The sequence below is a fragment of the Bacillus sp. MYb78 genome, from assembly GCF_002975115.1.
Classification (GTDB): Bacteria; Bacillota; Bacilli; order Bacillales; family Bacillaceae_G; genus Bacillus_A; species Bacillus_A cereus.
In genome coordinates this window covers 37,504-50,884 of record NZ_PCOB01000016.1, presented here as the reverse complement: position 1 = coordinate 50,884, position 13,381 = coordinate 37,504, and the positions used below count along the sequence as shown (strand labels likewise).

The following is a 13,381-nucleotide window of genomic DNA, read 5'->3' as shown; positions in this document are numbered from 1 at the left end:
GTTTCGTTGTTAGTGAGACCTTTACCAGCAATGGTAAAGGCCCCTTATTGTCTTTTTTAGGACCCTTACCATGTTTGGTAGGGTCCTTTTTGTATACAAAGAGAGGAGATATAAAAATGAAAAAACTTATTAGTAGATTAAGAGTTGTATTTCATGTTCGCCGATTTGTTCCATTCCTATTTGACTTTTTCACTTCAAAAGAGGTTTCAATAAAGAAGAAAATTTTATCTATTGCGTTTTTAGTTGGTTATGTTGCGATGCCGCTCGATTTAATTCCAGACTTCCTGCCGTTTATCGGTATTTTAGATGATATTGGAATTGTGTTATTTATTTTGAACCGAATTGTAAAAATGGCGCCAATTCAATTACAAGAAAAGCATAACGTAAACGTAGGATAGGAGTTAAAAATATGGAGCAAATTATTTTAGATATAATCGAGTTTTTAAAGCAGTTTTCTTATTTTGGAGTTGTGTTAGCATTAACGTTTGAATTTATTCCAGCAGAAGTAGTTTTGCCCATGGTTGGTTATTGGGTGTACGAGGGAGATATGAATTTTTGGCTTGCTGTACTAGCTGGAACCCTGGGCGGAACGACAGGACCTTTAACTTTATATGCACTCGGTTATTACGGCGGTCGTCCTCTATTAATAAAATACGGGAAATACTTCTTCATTAAAGAAGAACAAATTCAAAAAGCAGATGATTTCTTTGAGAAATATGGACCGGTTGTAGCATTTGTTGGACGCTTTGTGCCAGGGGTTCGAACGCTTATTTCTGTTCCGTGTGGTATGGCGAAAATGAACATATGGAAATTTAGTATATATACATTTGTAGCAATGTTCCCGTTAACGACTTTGTATGTTTATTTTGGAATGAAATTAGGTCCGCATTGGGAAAAGGCAGCGGACGTTGTTGGACAATATATGCTACCAATATTAGGAGGCGTTATTCTTATCGTTGCTAGTATCTTTGTCTATAAATATATGAAGAAAAGAAATAAAACGGAATCTATTTAGTCATTTGAATATTTTTTGAAAATAGATGAATAGTACAGGCAAAAGACTCTGAGGGACATACACATATAGGGAATATAAAAGAGAGAGGGGAAACAACTATGTCTTGTGAGTGCTCAGGGTCAGCATTAACTTGTTGTCCAGATAAAAATTATGTACAAGATAAAGTGTGTAGTCCGTGGTCTGCTACTGTAGTTGCAACAGCAATTGATAATGTTCTCTATACAAATAATATTAACCAAAACGTAGTTGGTACTGGTTTTGTTAAATATGATGTTGGACCAGGCCCAATTACTGTAGAAGCACTTGATTCTGCTGGGGGTACAATTGATACACAAACATTAAACCCAGGAACGAGTATTGCTTTTACGTATCGTCGCTTTGATAGTATACAAGTTGTGTTACCTGCAACACCTGCTGGAACGTATCAGGGAGAATTTTGTATTACAACACGTTATCCACTTTCATAGCAGAATAGGAGAGGATCGAAATGGGAATGAGAAGTTCCAGTTTGTCTTGTTGTTCTAATAAAACACTTGTGCAAGACCAAGTATGTACAGACTGGTCTATTACAGGTGCTGGTACTCAAATTGTATATACAAATAATATCACGCAAGAAGTATATGGTTCAGGTTACGTGAAATATGATGTAGGAGCCAACCCGATTACAGTTGATTTTTTAGTAGGTGCAACAGTAGTTGATACAATTACTGTACAACCACAAAGCAGTGGTACTTTCACTGTCCGATATTTTACTACTGTCCGAATTACTACGACAGGAACGACTGTTAATCAAGGAGAGTTTTGTATTACAGTACGTTATCCAATCTCATAAAAAGCATACCATGAACGGTATGCTTTTTATATTAAGGAAATAATGAAATTGGTATTCTATAAGCAACATGTAAATTCGCAACAGTACTTGCCTTCTAAATATAGTGAAGGATTACTTGTTATATTGATAATACTGACCGAGTGTAAGTCTTTTCCTGTGTACGATATTGTATTACCAGGAAACACAGTGAAAATATTGGTTACTGTTCCAACGATTTGAATTGTAATTGTTTCGGTGCTGCTAGTACTATTGTAAACCGAGACAGTACCTGATATAAGTAATATCCCATCACTTTGCCATAGTATCATTGATTGTGATGCATCTTTGGCAGATGGGATGGTGTTATTAGTTATGAGGAAATTCCCTGCAAATTCATTTGTTACTCGCTCGCAATTTGGATTTGGAGGAGGGGGCGGTGGACAAGGGTCTGGACAAATAATAGATAAAGGAGCGAAACAACCGATATTTTTTTTATTCTTCAATACAACCCCTCCTTTTAAGTTGTCTTTTACTACTATTAAATGTAAAAGCATGGCCGATGTGTTAAAAAAAGAAGGAAATATTAAAAATTAAGATTGTCTAATAGGCTTAAACCTTAACTTATCATTAGCGTTATAGAAAAGATTATATGTGAATAGTCATAGGAAAAGAATGATCAGACTCTTTTAGACAAAAGGTGGTTGTATACAATAGTACGAGGAATGTTGGACTTAATTTCTAATTAACTGTATATTTACAAAAATCTAATAAAGTTCATTTGTTATTTAAACGACATTAACATGTATTAGATAAAATAGCCCTTGTAATGAATCAATTATTATGAGGAGGATTCACGTGGACAGAAATGCTTTAAGAAAAGTAAAAGGCCTTATTGGATTATTAATGGTTTTTGTATTAGCGTTCGTATCATTTCCGTGGAGTACATCAGTCAAGGCGGAAGAGAAAAAGCAAGAAAAGGCATCAAGTGAGAAGAAGATAGTTTTTCCAGTTGTAAGTGATGTGCATATTAAAAATAGTGGAACAGATGATACGTTTCGCTGGAAAAGAGCGATCGAACAGTTTAATACATTAGCACCGAAGCAAGATGCATTTGTTATTGTAGGTGATTTCACGGATACAGGATCGGTGCAGCAATATGATCGTTTCATGCAAGTGTACAATGAAAATGCAAATAAAGATGCTGTGCGAATGAATTCTCTTGGTAACCATGATTATTGGAACGGTTTATCTGTAGAAGGTGCGCAGAAGCGTTTCTTAGAAAAAACAGGTATGGAATCAATTTATTATCATAAAGTGGTAAAAGGTTATCACTTCCTTGTTATGTCTCCAGAGAATGGAACAACTCATGGCTATTATTCGGACAAGCAAATTAATTGGTTAAAAGAAGAAATGGCAAAAGCGCAAAAAGATGATCCAGAAAAACCGATTTTTGTATTTTTACATCAACATATTAAAGATACAGTGTACGGTAGTCATGAATGGGGAACACAAGATAGCGCAAAAATTAATGCAGTATTAAAGGAATATCCACAAGTTATTACGTTTTCAGGTCATTCGCATTATCCGTTAGACGATCCAAGATCGATTCATCAAAAAGACTTTACATCAGTTGGTACATCTTCAGTAAGTTATATGGAAGTTGAAGGTGGTAAAGTACAAGGGAATATCCCGCCAGGAGCTAGTACGTTAAGCCAAGGTTTATTAGTAGAAGTAGATGATAAAGAAGTAACGATTAATCGTCGTGATTTCCATACGAATTCTTGGACAGGCGAGCCTTGGAAAATTAAATTACCAGCAAAGAAAGAAACATTTACACATGTAGAAGATCGTGATAAAGAAAAGCCTTACTTTGCTAAGGATGCAAAGCTTGCTGTATCAAATGTAACAGAAAATGCGGCAACAGTAACATTCCCGCAAGCATTGGACAACCTTCTTGTTCACTCTTACCGTGTACAGGCTAGAGATAAGCAAACGGGTGAAATAAAAAATAAATTGTTAGCATTCTCAGAGTTTTATCGTGATCCAGTGCCAAAAGATCTTACGTTTACGCTTGCAGGGTTAGATGGCGGGAAAACATATACACTTGAAGTCGTTGCGATTGATTCATTTGGCAATGAAACCGCGCAGCCGTTAACTGTGGAAATTACTACGAAAAAAGATAATATTGACCCGAATGTGAAAGTACCAAAAGCTGATGTTTTCGATGTAAACTTTGCAGATGGTACATTTAAAGACAATTCACCATTTGGTACAAAAGGTGATGTGAAGGGCAATGTGACTATTGAATATGATAAAGCATTGAAAAAGAATGTTATGAAGTTAAACGGACAATCTAATACATTTGGATACCTTCCATTTTCAGCAGCACAAAAAGAGAAAGTAGCAAATACATTTACGCTAGAAACGGTATTTTCAATGAATCAAATCCGTGGTCAAGGTATTTTGCAAAATACAGAGAGCGGCGGAATTGGATTTGAGTCTACAGGAAGTGGATATGTTGAATTATGGGCTCAAATTGGCGGCAGCTATAAACGTGTTGGAGTTCAATTAGAAGCGAACAAAACGTATCACTTAACAGGAACGTATAACGGAAGTGAAGTGGCAATTTACGTAGATGGTAAAAAAGTAAATAGCCAGCCAGCTACTGGGAAAGTGTATCATCCAAACGTACCATTTGCATTTGGAGCGGATCCTGATAGTAACGGAAATGGTGGTATTCCGTTAAATGGACAAATTGCGCTTGCGAAATTATATAGTAAAGCGTTAAGTTCTTCAGAAGTATTAGCAGCGTACAATGAGTTCTCTAACCGTACGAAGTTAGAGCAAGTAACTGCGTTATTTGAAGAGCTTGGAAAAGTAAAGGAAGTGCTAGCTGGTACGTATGAATTTGGTGATAAACCAGGTCAATATTCAAAGGAAGCATTTCAAGAACTAGAGAAAAGCTATAATAATGCAAAACAAGTGTTTGAAAATGTAGGGAGTACGGGAGAGCAAATCGTTCAAACATATAACGAATTAAAAACAGCTAATGCAACATTTGTACAATCTAAAGTAGTAGAACAACCGAAAACACCGAAAGAAAAATTACAAATCAATATTGAATCTGCAAAAGTAGTAGTGAAAAAAGCGCAAGATGCAAATGTAACGGACGGTTCAGTGAAAGCATTGAGTCAAAAAATTACAGTGGCCGAAGCTGTAGTGAAAGATGTAAAAGTAAAAGATGCACAGGTAGAAACGATGAATCGTACTTTAGAGTATACGATTTCACTTGTTGAAAAAAGCATAAACAAATAAGAGAGAAGAAAAGAAGCTTATCATGATAGGCTTCTTTTTTGTTATACTAAAAGTAGTATAGAATGAAGGAGCGAATAATTTGGAACAGAAAAAGCTAAAAAGAATTCTTGAATATGTATGGATTGCGGTTGTGCTCCTTGTAGGATATTATTTCTTAAAAGAGAAAAGTATTTGGGTTTTATTTTTAATGACTTTCTTATTAGCAGGACTAGGAACGTTATTTATTAACTTTTTCTTTGATAGTTTGAATGCCTGGAAGAATAAAAAGAAGGGAACGAAGTAAAGGAGGGAATATATGCAAAAGTGGAAGCTCATATATCAGGTGATTATTTTCCTATTACTTGTAGGTATTGGAATTGTTAAATACGCAACGCCAATAGGAAATTGGGCATGGTTTACAGCTTGCATTGGCATATTTTTCATTTTACAGTCGTTAACGAAAAAATATAATAGTACAGAAAGATAGCTCGCCGTTTTATCGGCGAGCTATTTTGTTATGCTTTTTTCTTTTCATCATTCGTTTTTTCGGTAGCTAAGTGACTATGCTTTCTAGAGTAGAAGAAATAGAAGCATAAGCCGACTATAAGCCAAACGGCAAAGCTAATCCATGTTGTTTTAGACAAATTGATCATTAAATATAAGCAGCAAAGAATCGCGACAACTGGTAATACAGGTACGAAAGGTGTACGGAATCCACGTTTTAAATCAGGATGTGTTTTTCGTAAAATAAGTACAGCGCAGCAAACGAATGTAAAGGCTGTTAACGTACCGATGTTTACTAAATTCGCTAGCAAATGTAAATCTAAAAGTCCTGCTAATAAAGCAGCAACAACGCCAGTAATCCACGTATTTAATAAAGGGATTTTTACTCTTTTATTTACACGTGCTAGCGCTTTTGGAAGTAGACCGTCACGGCTCATTGCATACGAAACGCGAACTTGTCCATACATAACGACTAAGAGAACGGTTGTCATTCCAGTCATCGCTCCAACAGCGAGTAGTCCTGCAATTGTGTCCTCACCAACGAAATGCAATGCAAATGCAACTGGATCAGAAACGTCTAATTGCGTATAAGGAACCATACCTGTTAAAACGAAAGATACAATCATATATAAAACAGTACAAATAAGAAGAGAACCGATAATACCAATTGGTAAGTCACGCTGCGGTTTTTTCGTTTCTTCTGCAGCGGTTGCGATTGCATCAAATCCTAAGAAGGCGAAGAACACAGTGGCAGCCCCAGTAATAATACCGTCGTATCCGAATGGGATGAACGGTGTCCAATTTTCAGGTTTTACATATTTTGCACCTGCTACGATAAAGGCAATGATAACAGCTAGTTTAATAAGAACCATAATATTATTAATGCGTGCACTTTCACGTATACCAAAACTTAAAAGGCCAGTAATAAGAAGTAAAATGCAGACAGCTGGTAAATCGATGAGACCACCTTTTCCTACGCCGGGGGCCGAGGTGATTATGGCGGGCAGGTGTATATTGAACCCTTGTAGTAATGATTGCAAATAACCAGACCAACCGACAGCTACTGCTGCAACGGCAAGTAAATATTCGAGCATTAAACACCATCCGACGATGAAGGCGACGACTTCTCCGACTGTCATGTATGCGTAAGTATACACACTTCCTGAGACAGGAATAGAAGAAGCAAATTCAGCATAACAAAAGGCTACACAAGCACAAGTAAATGCAGCAATAAGAAATGATAGCATAATACCAGGACCAGAATGTTTTGCTGCAACAATACCTGTTAATACAAAGATCCCTGTCCCAATTACGGCGCCGATCCCTAAAAACGTTAAATCGAGTGCAGTTAATGTTCTATCTAGCTGCTTTGGTGATTCAGTACTAAGCGCTTTTTTTCGTAATAATGACTTCACTTTGGACTCTCCCCCCGTTTTTTCATTTCCATAACTGCGACTATAGTATGAGCCCATTAAAAAAGAGTAAGTAAGTGGAGGTGCAGTTATGGTATGTAGTTTTTTAAAATTGCTGGATTAATCTTAATATAATTCAGAATATTTTGTCAAATAAAAATATGACAAATAAAATGCGGATCAATAGGGGAAACTACTTGCAGAAATGGACGGGGGTTAACGACCCACTGATTAAAGTTAAAGTAGGAGCAGATGCTATGTTATTTTATTTTGAACTTGTCGTCATTTTACTTTGTACGAAATTAGCTGGTGACATTAGTGTGAGACTGGGTCAGCCTTCTGTACTTGGTAAGTTAATTGTTGGTATTATTATCGGTCCGGCTGTACTCGGTATTATTAATAGTTCTGAACTAATTGATGAACTGAGTGAGATTGGTGTTTTGTTACTTATGTTTATGGCAGGACTTGAAACAGATTTAGAAGAGTTAAACCGGAATTTGAAATCTTCATTTGCAGTAGCGGCTGGTGGAATTATTTTTCCTTTCATCGGTGGTTATGTAACAGGATTGCTGTTTGGATTAATACAGTCCCATGCCATTTTTTTAGGGTTATTACTTTGCGCAACATCGGTTAGTATTACGGTCCAGACGCTACGTGATCTAGGAAAAATGAATACGAGAGAAAGTACAACAATTTTAGGTGCTGCCGTATTTGATGATGTCATTGTCGTTATTTTATTGGCATTTGTAATGAGTTTTTTAGGAACACAAGATGTGAATATAACACTTGTCATTGCAAAGAAAATTATTTTCTTTGTAAGTATTGTTTTTATTACTTGGAAAGTCGTTCCTTGGATTATGAAAATGCTTGTACCGCTTCGTGTAACAGAAGCGTTAATTAGCGCGGCTCTTATTATTTGCTTTTCTTTTTCTTATTACAGTGAAATGATGGGAATTGCAGGTATTATTGGAGCATTTGCCGCGGGAATTGCTATTTCTCAAACAGAGTATAAGCATGAAGTGGAACATAAAATTGAACCGATCGCTTATGCAATATTTGTTCCAGTATTCTTCGTAAGTATCGGAATGGAAATTACATTTCAAGGCATTGGAAGCCAGCTTTGGTTCATTATTATTATGACTCTCATTGCGATTTTCACAAAGTTAATCGGATCAGGTTTAGGAGCAAGGCTGACAGGGTTTAACCTCCAATCTTCTATTAGTATTGGCGCGGGGATGGTATCACGTGGTGAAGTAGCGCTTATCATCGCAGCAAATGGACTTACGGCGAATTTATTAGCGAAAGAAAATTTCACAGCGATTGTTATTGTTGTTATATTGACGACGATTATTACACCGCCACTTTTGAAGAAATATTTTGTATAGAGAGGAAGGGCTTATCTGATGTAGGTAAGCTCTTTTTTTATTCCCAAAAGCAATGATCATATAGTATGAAGGGTTTGTAATTATGGTAAAATCTATGTATGTGATATGACAAGGAGAGGGAAGTGTGAAGATTACGAAGGAGAAGGTTATCGGTGTAATCGTACTTATTGCAGTATGTATACCATTTACTGCATGGAAAGAATCAAAAGTGAAAGATTTTCCGGTTTCTATTTTTTCGGAAGAAGCAGATGGTGAGTACGGTCAGAAGCTGAAATATACTGCTTTTTTACCTGATGTTGCTATTTGGATGAACGGTTGGGAAAAGAAGTGGACAGAAGGGGAAAGAACTGTTTATCAAAAAGGGAATCGCATTGTAAATGTGTTTCATCCTCCTGGCGATGATGGTTATTACCTTCTTGAAGCAAGAGAAAATAAGTGAACGCAACCGTAAGAAGTGGAGGTTAAATAGTGAAAGCTTCAACATTACTATTTAAAATTGAAAGTAATATGGATCAATTTTCACCAGCTGAGAAGAAGGTTGCCATGTACATAATGGAGAATGCAGAAATTGTACCGAATTTAACGACGAAAGAAGTGTCAACGAATGCAGGCGCAAGTGAAGCGAGTGTCGTTCGCTTTTGTAAATCGATTGGAATCGGAAGTTTTAAAGCATTTAAGATAGCACTCGTTCGTGAATTAACGATTGCTGATTATAATATTAACGATTTTTCAGTGATGAATACAGAAGATGGACCGTATGATTTATTTAATAAAGTTACTTATGTGAATAAAGCTGCAATTGAGGCGAGTGTTACTGCAATAGATAAGAGGGAACTTGAGAAAGCTGCAGATCTTATTGTAAATGCGAATAAAATTATATTTTACGGAGTAGGCGGATCAGCTACGCCAGCAATGGACGGGGCTTATAAATTTACGCGGCTTGGATTTACAGCGATGATGCTATCTGATTTTCATATGATGTTGCCACTTGTGACGAATTTAAAAGAAGGCGATATATTTGTTGCGATTTCAACATCTGGTCGAACGAAAGATGTGCTTGAAATGGCGCAGTATGCAAAGAGACAAGGTGCAACTGTTATTGGAATTACGAAATTAGATCAATCATCACCCCTATATAAAGAAGCGGATATTCGCCTTTGTATGCCAGATGTAGAACAAGATCATCGTATTGCGAGTATTGCTTCGAGAATGACACAATTGAATATGATCGATGCTTTATATGTGATTACTTTCAATCGAATTGGTAATAAAGTATTGGATCAATTTATGGAGACGCGAGAAGAAGCGTTGCGGTTACGGAAGTTAAAGTAGAAGAAAAGATGAGGAGACTCATCTTTTTTATTATCTTTGACACAAATATGTCATTCTGTGAAATTTTATTTCATAAAATAAGAAAGAGTTATTGATTTTTAGTTTCTTAAAGTTATAATAAAAGTGTGAAATATAATTTCAAAGAGGGTGGCAATATGTTAGAAAATTTATCGACAGAACATCGTAATGAGAAAACAATGAATCTGGATGAAATGAGTATAAAAGAAGTGTTGCAAAGTATGAATGGAGAAGATCGAACTGTTGCGTTAGCAGTTGAAAAAGAGATAGAACAAATTGAAAAGGTTGTACAGACTGTTATTAAATCTTTTGAAGAAGAGGGACGCTTAATTTACATTGGTGCTGGTACGAGTGGTCGTTTAGGTATTCTAGATGCAGTGGAATGTCCGCCGACATTTGGTACGGATGATAAAATGGTGCAAGGATTTATAGCAGGTGGATTGAAAGCGTTTACTAAAGCGGTGGAAGGTGCCGAAGATCGCGAAGAGTTAGCAGAAGAAGATTTAAAAAGTATTGGATTAAATGAGAAAGATACAGTGATTGGAATTGCTGCAAGTGGCAGAACTCCTTACGTAATTGGCGGCTTGAAATACGCACAGAGCGTAGGAGCGAGTACAGCGAGTATTTCTTGTAATAAAAATGCTGAAATAAGTAAATATGCAAAGTTAAATGTGGAAGTAGAGACAGGTGCAGAAATATTAACAGGATCAACGCGTTTAAAAGCTGGTACAGCACAAAAATTAGTGCTGAATATGATTTCAACAGCTTCGATGATTGGTGTAGGAAAAGTATATAAAAACTTAATGGTAGATGTTCAATCCACAAATGAAAAGTTAGTAGAACGGTCAAAACGAATTATTGTGGAAGCAACAGGCGCTAGTTATGAAGTAGCGGCAGAGTATTATGAAAAGGCAGAACGTAACGTAAAAGCTGCCATTGTTATGGTGTTGTTGCAGTGTGAGTATGGGGAAGCACTGGAGAAACTAAAATACGCAAAAGGGTTTGTGAAGAAAGCACTATAAAGTAATAGGGAGGGGGATTCTATTATGAAGAAAGAAGAGAGAATGGCCAAGGAAATTTCGGAGCAACTTGGGGGAATAAAAAATATTCGTAGTATTGCTCATTGTATGACGAGACTACGTTTAACGCTTCATGATGAAAGTAAAGTAAATATGGACCTTTTGAAAAAAGTTGAAGGCGTTATGGGCGTTATAGAAGATGAGACTCTTCAAGTTGTCGTTGGTCCAGGAACAGTAAATAAAGTAGCAGCTGAAATGGAAGGTTTGACAGGACTAAGAATTGGTGAGGTAGCAGATCATCACCTTGAAGATATTGGGCAAGAGATGAAATCAGAGATTAAGAAGAAAAATAATACACCGGTGAAAAACTTTTTACGAAAAATAGGAAGTATTTTCATCCCATTAATTCCGGGGCTTGTTGCGTCAGGAATTATAAACGGGGTTGCTAACTTTGCGAAAAATGCTGGTGCTGATCCAAATGCAACGTGGTTACAAATGTTACTACTCATTGGCGGCGGTATCTTTACATTCTTAGGAATTTTAGTCGGCTGGAATACAGCGAAAGAATTTGGCGGGACACCGGTTCTTGGGGCAATTGCTGGTATTTTAATTTTCAACCCGGCGATGGCAAACGTAAAATTGTTTGGTGAAGCATTAGTGCCCGGACGGGGCGGATTGTTTGCGGTTATTTTTGCAGCATGGCTTATGGTTGTAGTGGAAAGACAAGTTCGAAAAGCAGTGCCAAATGCAGTTGATATTATCGTGACACCACTCATTACTGTACTAGTTGTAAGTATCGTAACGATGTTAGCCATTCAGCCATTAGCAGGTTTCTTATCAGATGGTATTACGAGCGGAATTAATGCTATTTTAAATATTGGCGGAGCATTTGCTGGCGCAGTACTTGCGGGAACATTTTTACCTCTCGTTATGGTCGGATTGCATCACGGTTTAACACCAATTCATATGGAATTTATTAATCAAACACACGTAACACCTTTATTACCAGTGCTCGCAATGGCTGGTGCTGGCCAAGTGGGCGCAGCAATTGCGATTTATGTGAAAACAAAAAACAAACGACTTCGTAACGTAATTAAAGGTGGATTGCCAGTTGGCTTTTTAGGAATTGGTGAGCCGTTATTATACGGGGTGACATTACCACTTGGGAAACCGTTTATTACTGCTTGTTTAGGAGCGGCTGTCGGTGGTGCATTCCAAGCAGTTATGCAGACAGCTTCTCTTGGAATTGGCGTATCAGGGCTATCTTTAATTCCGTTAATTGCTGACAATAAATATTTACTCTATTTCTTAGGTTTAGTAATTGCATATGCTTTCGGATTTATCTTTACGTACTTCTTCGGATTTAAAGAAGAAATGGCAGAAAACATATAGAGAAAGGGATTCCTTTCTCTTTTTCTATTAATAAAAAGGGAGATTTATATGATCGGAGTTTCCATTTATCTTTCAAAAGAACGAGTAGAGAAACAAGAAGAGTGGCTAAAAGTAGCGAAGGAAAATGGGTTTACATCTATTTTTACATCACTGCACATTCCAGAAGATGATCCAAATACGTATAAAGAGTTAATTCAAATATTAGGGAAACAAGCTCTTGCACATGAAATGGAGTTAATGGTTGATGTTTCTCCAAAATCGTTACATCATTTAGGGCTAACATATGAAAATGTGGAAGAACTATTGGACTGGGGCATTACCGGTTTAAGAATGGATTACGGCATTGCGCCAAAAGAAATTGCAAGCGTATCTCATAAGATGAAAGTAGCTTTAAATGCGAGTACGATTACAAAGCCATTTTGGAAAGAATTATTTGCAGAACATATAAGAGTAGAGAATGTAGAAGCGTGGCATAATTTTTATCCACGTCCAGAGACGGGACTAGCAAAGTCCTTCTTACAAAAACAAAATCAATATTTACAGAAGTGCGGAATAAAAACGATGGCATTTATTCCAGGAGACGCGGAAAAACGTGGTCCGTTATATGAAGGGTTACCAACGTTAGAAAAACATCGCAATATGCGCCCGCTTGAAGCGTATTTAGAACTTGTTCAAGATTGTGGTGTTGATAAAGTATTGATTGGAGATATAAGCGCAAGTTTGGAAAGTATGCAAGAAGTAGCTAGTGCGAGTAGAGGGATTATTCCATTGCGTTACAAATCATTTATAACTGATAAAGAAGTATTAAAAGTGGTGGAGCAAGTGCATACAAATAGACTAGATCCGGCTCGTGATGTTATTCGATCTGTAGAATCAAGGGAAAGAAACAGAGTGGTTTTACAGCCGATGCATACAATTGTAAGAAAGAAAGGCAGCATTACAATTGATAATGAATTGTACGGTAGATATGCAGGGGAGATGCAAGTTGCTACACATGATTTACCTGTAGATGAGAAAGTGAATGTTGTTGGAATGGTTGTGGAAGAGGACGTTTCTTTACTGCCTTATATTGGTGCTGGAAAAATGTTTCAACTTTTTCTATGCGATAGAATAAAAGCTTGAATTAGCGCTATTTTGTAAGAAAACATTATCCGTAAAACGGATAATGTTTTTTGTTTTCTTTAAAAAAGTATTTGACG

At 36.8% G+C, this 13,381-nt stretch carries 16 protein-coding genes; 14 read left to right on the top strand and 2 right to left on the bottom strand.

Annotated features, from left to right (window positions below; all coding sequences use genetic code 11):
* Nucleotides 1-116 precede the first annotated feature (116 nt).
* The 4 genes from CQ064_RS24070 to CQ064_RS24055 all read left to right on the top strand — a co-directional run bounded on the left by CQ064_RS24070 (nt 117) and on the right by CQ064_RS24055 (nt 1,847).
* Complete coding sequence (locus CQ064_RS24070) at nt 117-398, top strand: YkvA family protein (protein WP_000733842.1); 282 nt, start codon at nt 117-119, stop codon at nt 396-398.
* A gap of 11 nt (nt 399-409) precedes the next feature.
* Nucleotides 410-1,015, top strand: a complete 606-nt coding sequence (locus CQ064_RS24065; RefSeq protein WP_000435017.1) for a DedA family protein — start codon at nt 410-412, stop codon at nt 1,013-1,015.
* A gap of 98 nt (nt 1,016-1,113) precedes the next feature.
* Nucleotides 1,114-1,482: a DUF3992 domain-containing protein gene (locus tag CQ064_RS24060; RefSeq protein ID WP_001277540.1), complete on the top strand. Its 369-nt coding sequence runs from the start codon at nt 1,114-1,116 to the stop codon at nt 1,480-1,482.
* A 20-nt stretch (nt 1,483-1,502) separates the two neighbouring features.
* Nucleotides 1,503-1,847 (top strand): DUF3992 domain-containing protein, encoded by a 345-nt coding sequence (locus tag CQ064_RS24055; RefSeq protein ID WP_000525819.1) that lies wholly within the window; start codon nt 1,503-1,505, stop codon nt 1,845-1,847.
* A 56-nt stretch (nt 1,848-1,903) separates the two neighbouring features.
* Here CQ064_RS24055 and CQ064_RS24050 read toward each other — a convergent pair whose 3' ends face one another.
* Entirely contained in the window at nt 1,904-2,284 is a 381-nt protein-coding gene (locus CQ064_RS24050) for an S-Ena type endospore appendage (protein ID WP_237654488.1), read from the bottom strand.
* Between CQ064_RS24050 and CQ064_RS34320 the strand changes: the two genes are divergently transcribed.
* The 4 genes from CQ064_RS34320 to CQ064_RS33735 all read left to right on the top strand — a co-directional run bounded on the left by CQ064_RS34320 (nt 2,172) and on the right by CQ064_RS33735 (nt 5,607).
* Complete coding sequence (locus CQ064_RS34320) at nt 2,172-2,420, top strand: hypothetical protein (RefSeq protein WP_003269593.1); 249 nt, start codon at nt 2,172-2,174, stop codon at nt 2,418-2,420. The genes CQ064_RS24050 and CQ064_RS34320 overlap by 113 nt on opposite strands.
* Nucleotides 2,421-2,681: 261 nt before the next feature.
* Nucleotides 2,682-5,141 carry a LamG-like jellyroll fold domain-containing protein gene (locus CQ064_RS24045; protein WP_000375665.1) on the top strand — a complete coding sequence of 820 codons (2,460 nt, stop codon included), beginning with the start codon at nt 2,682-2,684 and terminating at the stop codon, nt 5,139-5,141.
* Nucleotides 5,142-5,220: 79 nt separating this feature from the next.
* Nucleotides 5,221-5,424 (top strand): hypothetical protein, encoded by a 204-nt coding sequence (locus tag CQ064_RS24040; RefSeq protein WP_000435797.1) that lies wholly within the window; start codon nt 5,221-5,223, stop codon nt 5,422-5,424.
* 12 nt (nt 5,425-5,436) lie between these two features.
* On the top strand, nt 5,437-5,607 hold the full coding sequence (locus tag CQ064_RS33735; RefSeq protein ID WP_001174839.1) for a hypothetical protein: 171 nt from the start codon (nt 5,437-5,439) through the stop codon (nt 5,605-5,607).
* A 28-nt stretch (nt 5,608-5,635) separates the two neighbouring features.
* Here the strand turns inward: CQ064_RS33735 and bcaP are convergent, their stop codons facing one another.
* The gene (gene bcaP, locus CQ064_RS24030) at nt 5,636-7,096 is read right to left on the bottom strand and encodes a branched-chain amino acid transporter BcaP (RefSeq protein ID WP_003291526.1); all 1,461 of its coding nucleotides are present in this window, start codon (nt 7,094-7,096) and stop codon (nt 5,636-5,638) included.
* 101 nt (nt 7,097-7,197) lie between these two features.
* On the opposite strand from bcaP, the gene CQ064_RS24025 reads away from it, so the two are divergent.
* The 6 genes from CQ064_RS24025 to CQ064_RS24000 all read left to right on the top strand — a co-directional run bounded on the left by CQ064_RS24025 (nt 7,198) and on the right by CQ064_RS24000 (nt 13,304).
* Nucleotides 7,198-8,421, top strand: coding sequence for a cation:proton antiporter (locus tag CQ064_RS24025; protein ID WP_003273856.1), 1,224 nt, complete (start codon nt 7,198-7,200; stop codon nt 8,419-8,421).
* 124 nt (nt 8,422-8,545) lie between these two features.
* Nucleotides 8,546-8,860: a hypothetical protein gene (locus tag CQ064_RS24020; RefSeq protein WP_000704958.1), complete on the top strand. Its 315-nt coding sequence runs from the start codon at nt 8,546-8,548 to the stop codon at nt 8,858-8,860.
* Nucleotides 8,861-8,889: 29 nt separating this feature from the next.
* Complete coding sequence (locus CQ064_RS24015) at nt 8,890-9,753, top strand: MurR/RpiR family transcriptional regulator (RefSeq protein ID WP_000648170.1); 864 nt, start codon at nt 8,890-8,892, stop codon at nt 9,751-9,753.
* 155 nt (nt 9,754-9,908) lie between these two features.
* Nucleotides 9,909-10,793, top strand: a complete 885-nt coding sequence (gene murQ, locus CQ064_RS24010; RefSeq protein WP_000892367.1) for an N-acetylmuramic acid 6-phosphate etherase — start codon at nt 9,909-9,911, stop codon at nt 10,791-10,793.
* Between the two features lie 24 nt (nt 10,794-10,817).
* On the top strand, nt 10,818-12,182 hold the full coding sequence (locus tag CQ064_RS24005; RefSeq protein ID WP_000711293.1) for a PTS transporter subunit EIIC: 1,365 nt from the start codon (nt 10,818-10,820) through the stop codon (nt 12,180-12,182).
* 48 nt (nt 12,183-12,230) lie between these two features.
* Nucleotides 12,231-13,304, top strand: a complete 1,074-nt coding sequence (locus tag CQ064_RS24000) for a DUF871 domain-containing protein (RefSeq protein ID WP_000580624.1) — start codon at nt 12,231-12,233, stop codon at nt 13,302-13,304.
* Nucleotides 13,305-13,381 lie beyond the last annotated feature (77 nt).

Coding starts and splice junctions, on each gene's coding strand:
- murQ (WP_000892367.1), top strand. CDS start 9,909: ATGTTAGAAAATTTATCGACAGAACATCGTAATGAGAAAACAATGAAT.
- CQ064_RS24055 (WP_000525819.1), top strand. CDS start 1,503: ATGGGAATGAGAAGTTCCAGTTTGTCTTGTTGTTCTAATAAAACACTT.
- CQ064_RS24005 (WP_000711293.1), top strand. CDS start 10,818: ATGAAGAAAGAAGAGAGAATGGCCAAGGAAATTTCGGAGCAACTTGGG.
- CQ064_RS24025 (WP_003273856.1), top strand. CDS start 7,198: ATGACAAATAAAATGCGGATCAATAGGGGAAACTACTTGCAGAAATGG.
- CQ064_RS24070 (WP_000733842.1), top strand. CDS start 117: ATGAAAAAACTTATTAGTAGATTAAGAGTTGTATTTCATGTTCGCCGA.
- CQ064_RS24060 (WP_001277540.1), top strand. CDS start 1,114: ATGTCTTGTGAGTGCTCAGGGTCAGCATTAACTTGTTGTCCAGATAAA.
- CQ064_RS24000 (WP_000580624.1), top strand. CDS start 12,231: ATGATCGGAGTTTCCATTTATCTTTCAAAAGAACGAGTAGAGAAACAA.
- CQ064_RS24065 (WP_000435017.1), top strand. CDS start 410: ATGGAGCAAATTATTTTAGATATAATCGAGTTTTTAAAGCAGTTTTCT.
- bcaP (WP_003291526.1), bottom strand. CDS start 7,096: ATGGGCTCATACTATAGTCGCAGTTATGGAAATGAAAAAACGGGGGGA.
- CQ064_RS33735 (WP_001174839.1), top strand. CDS start 5,437: ATGCAAAAGTGGAAGCTCATATATCAGGTGATTATTTTCCTATTACTT.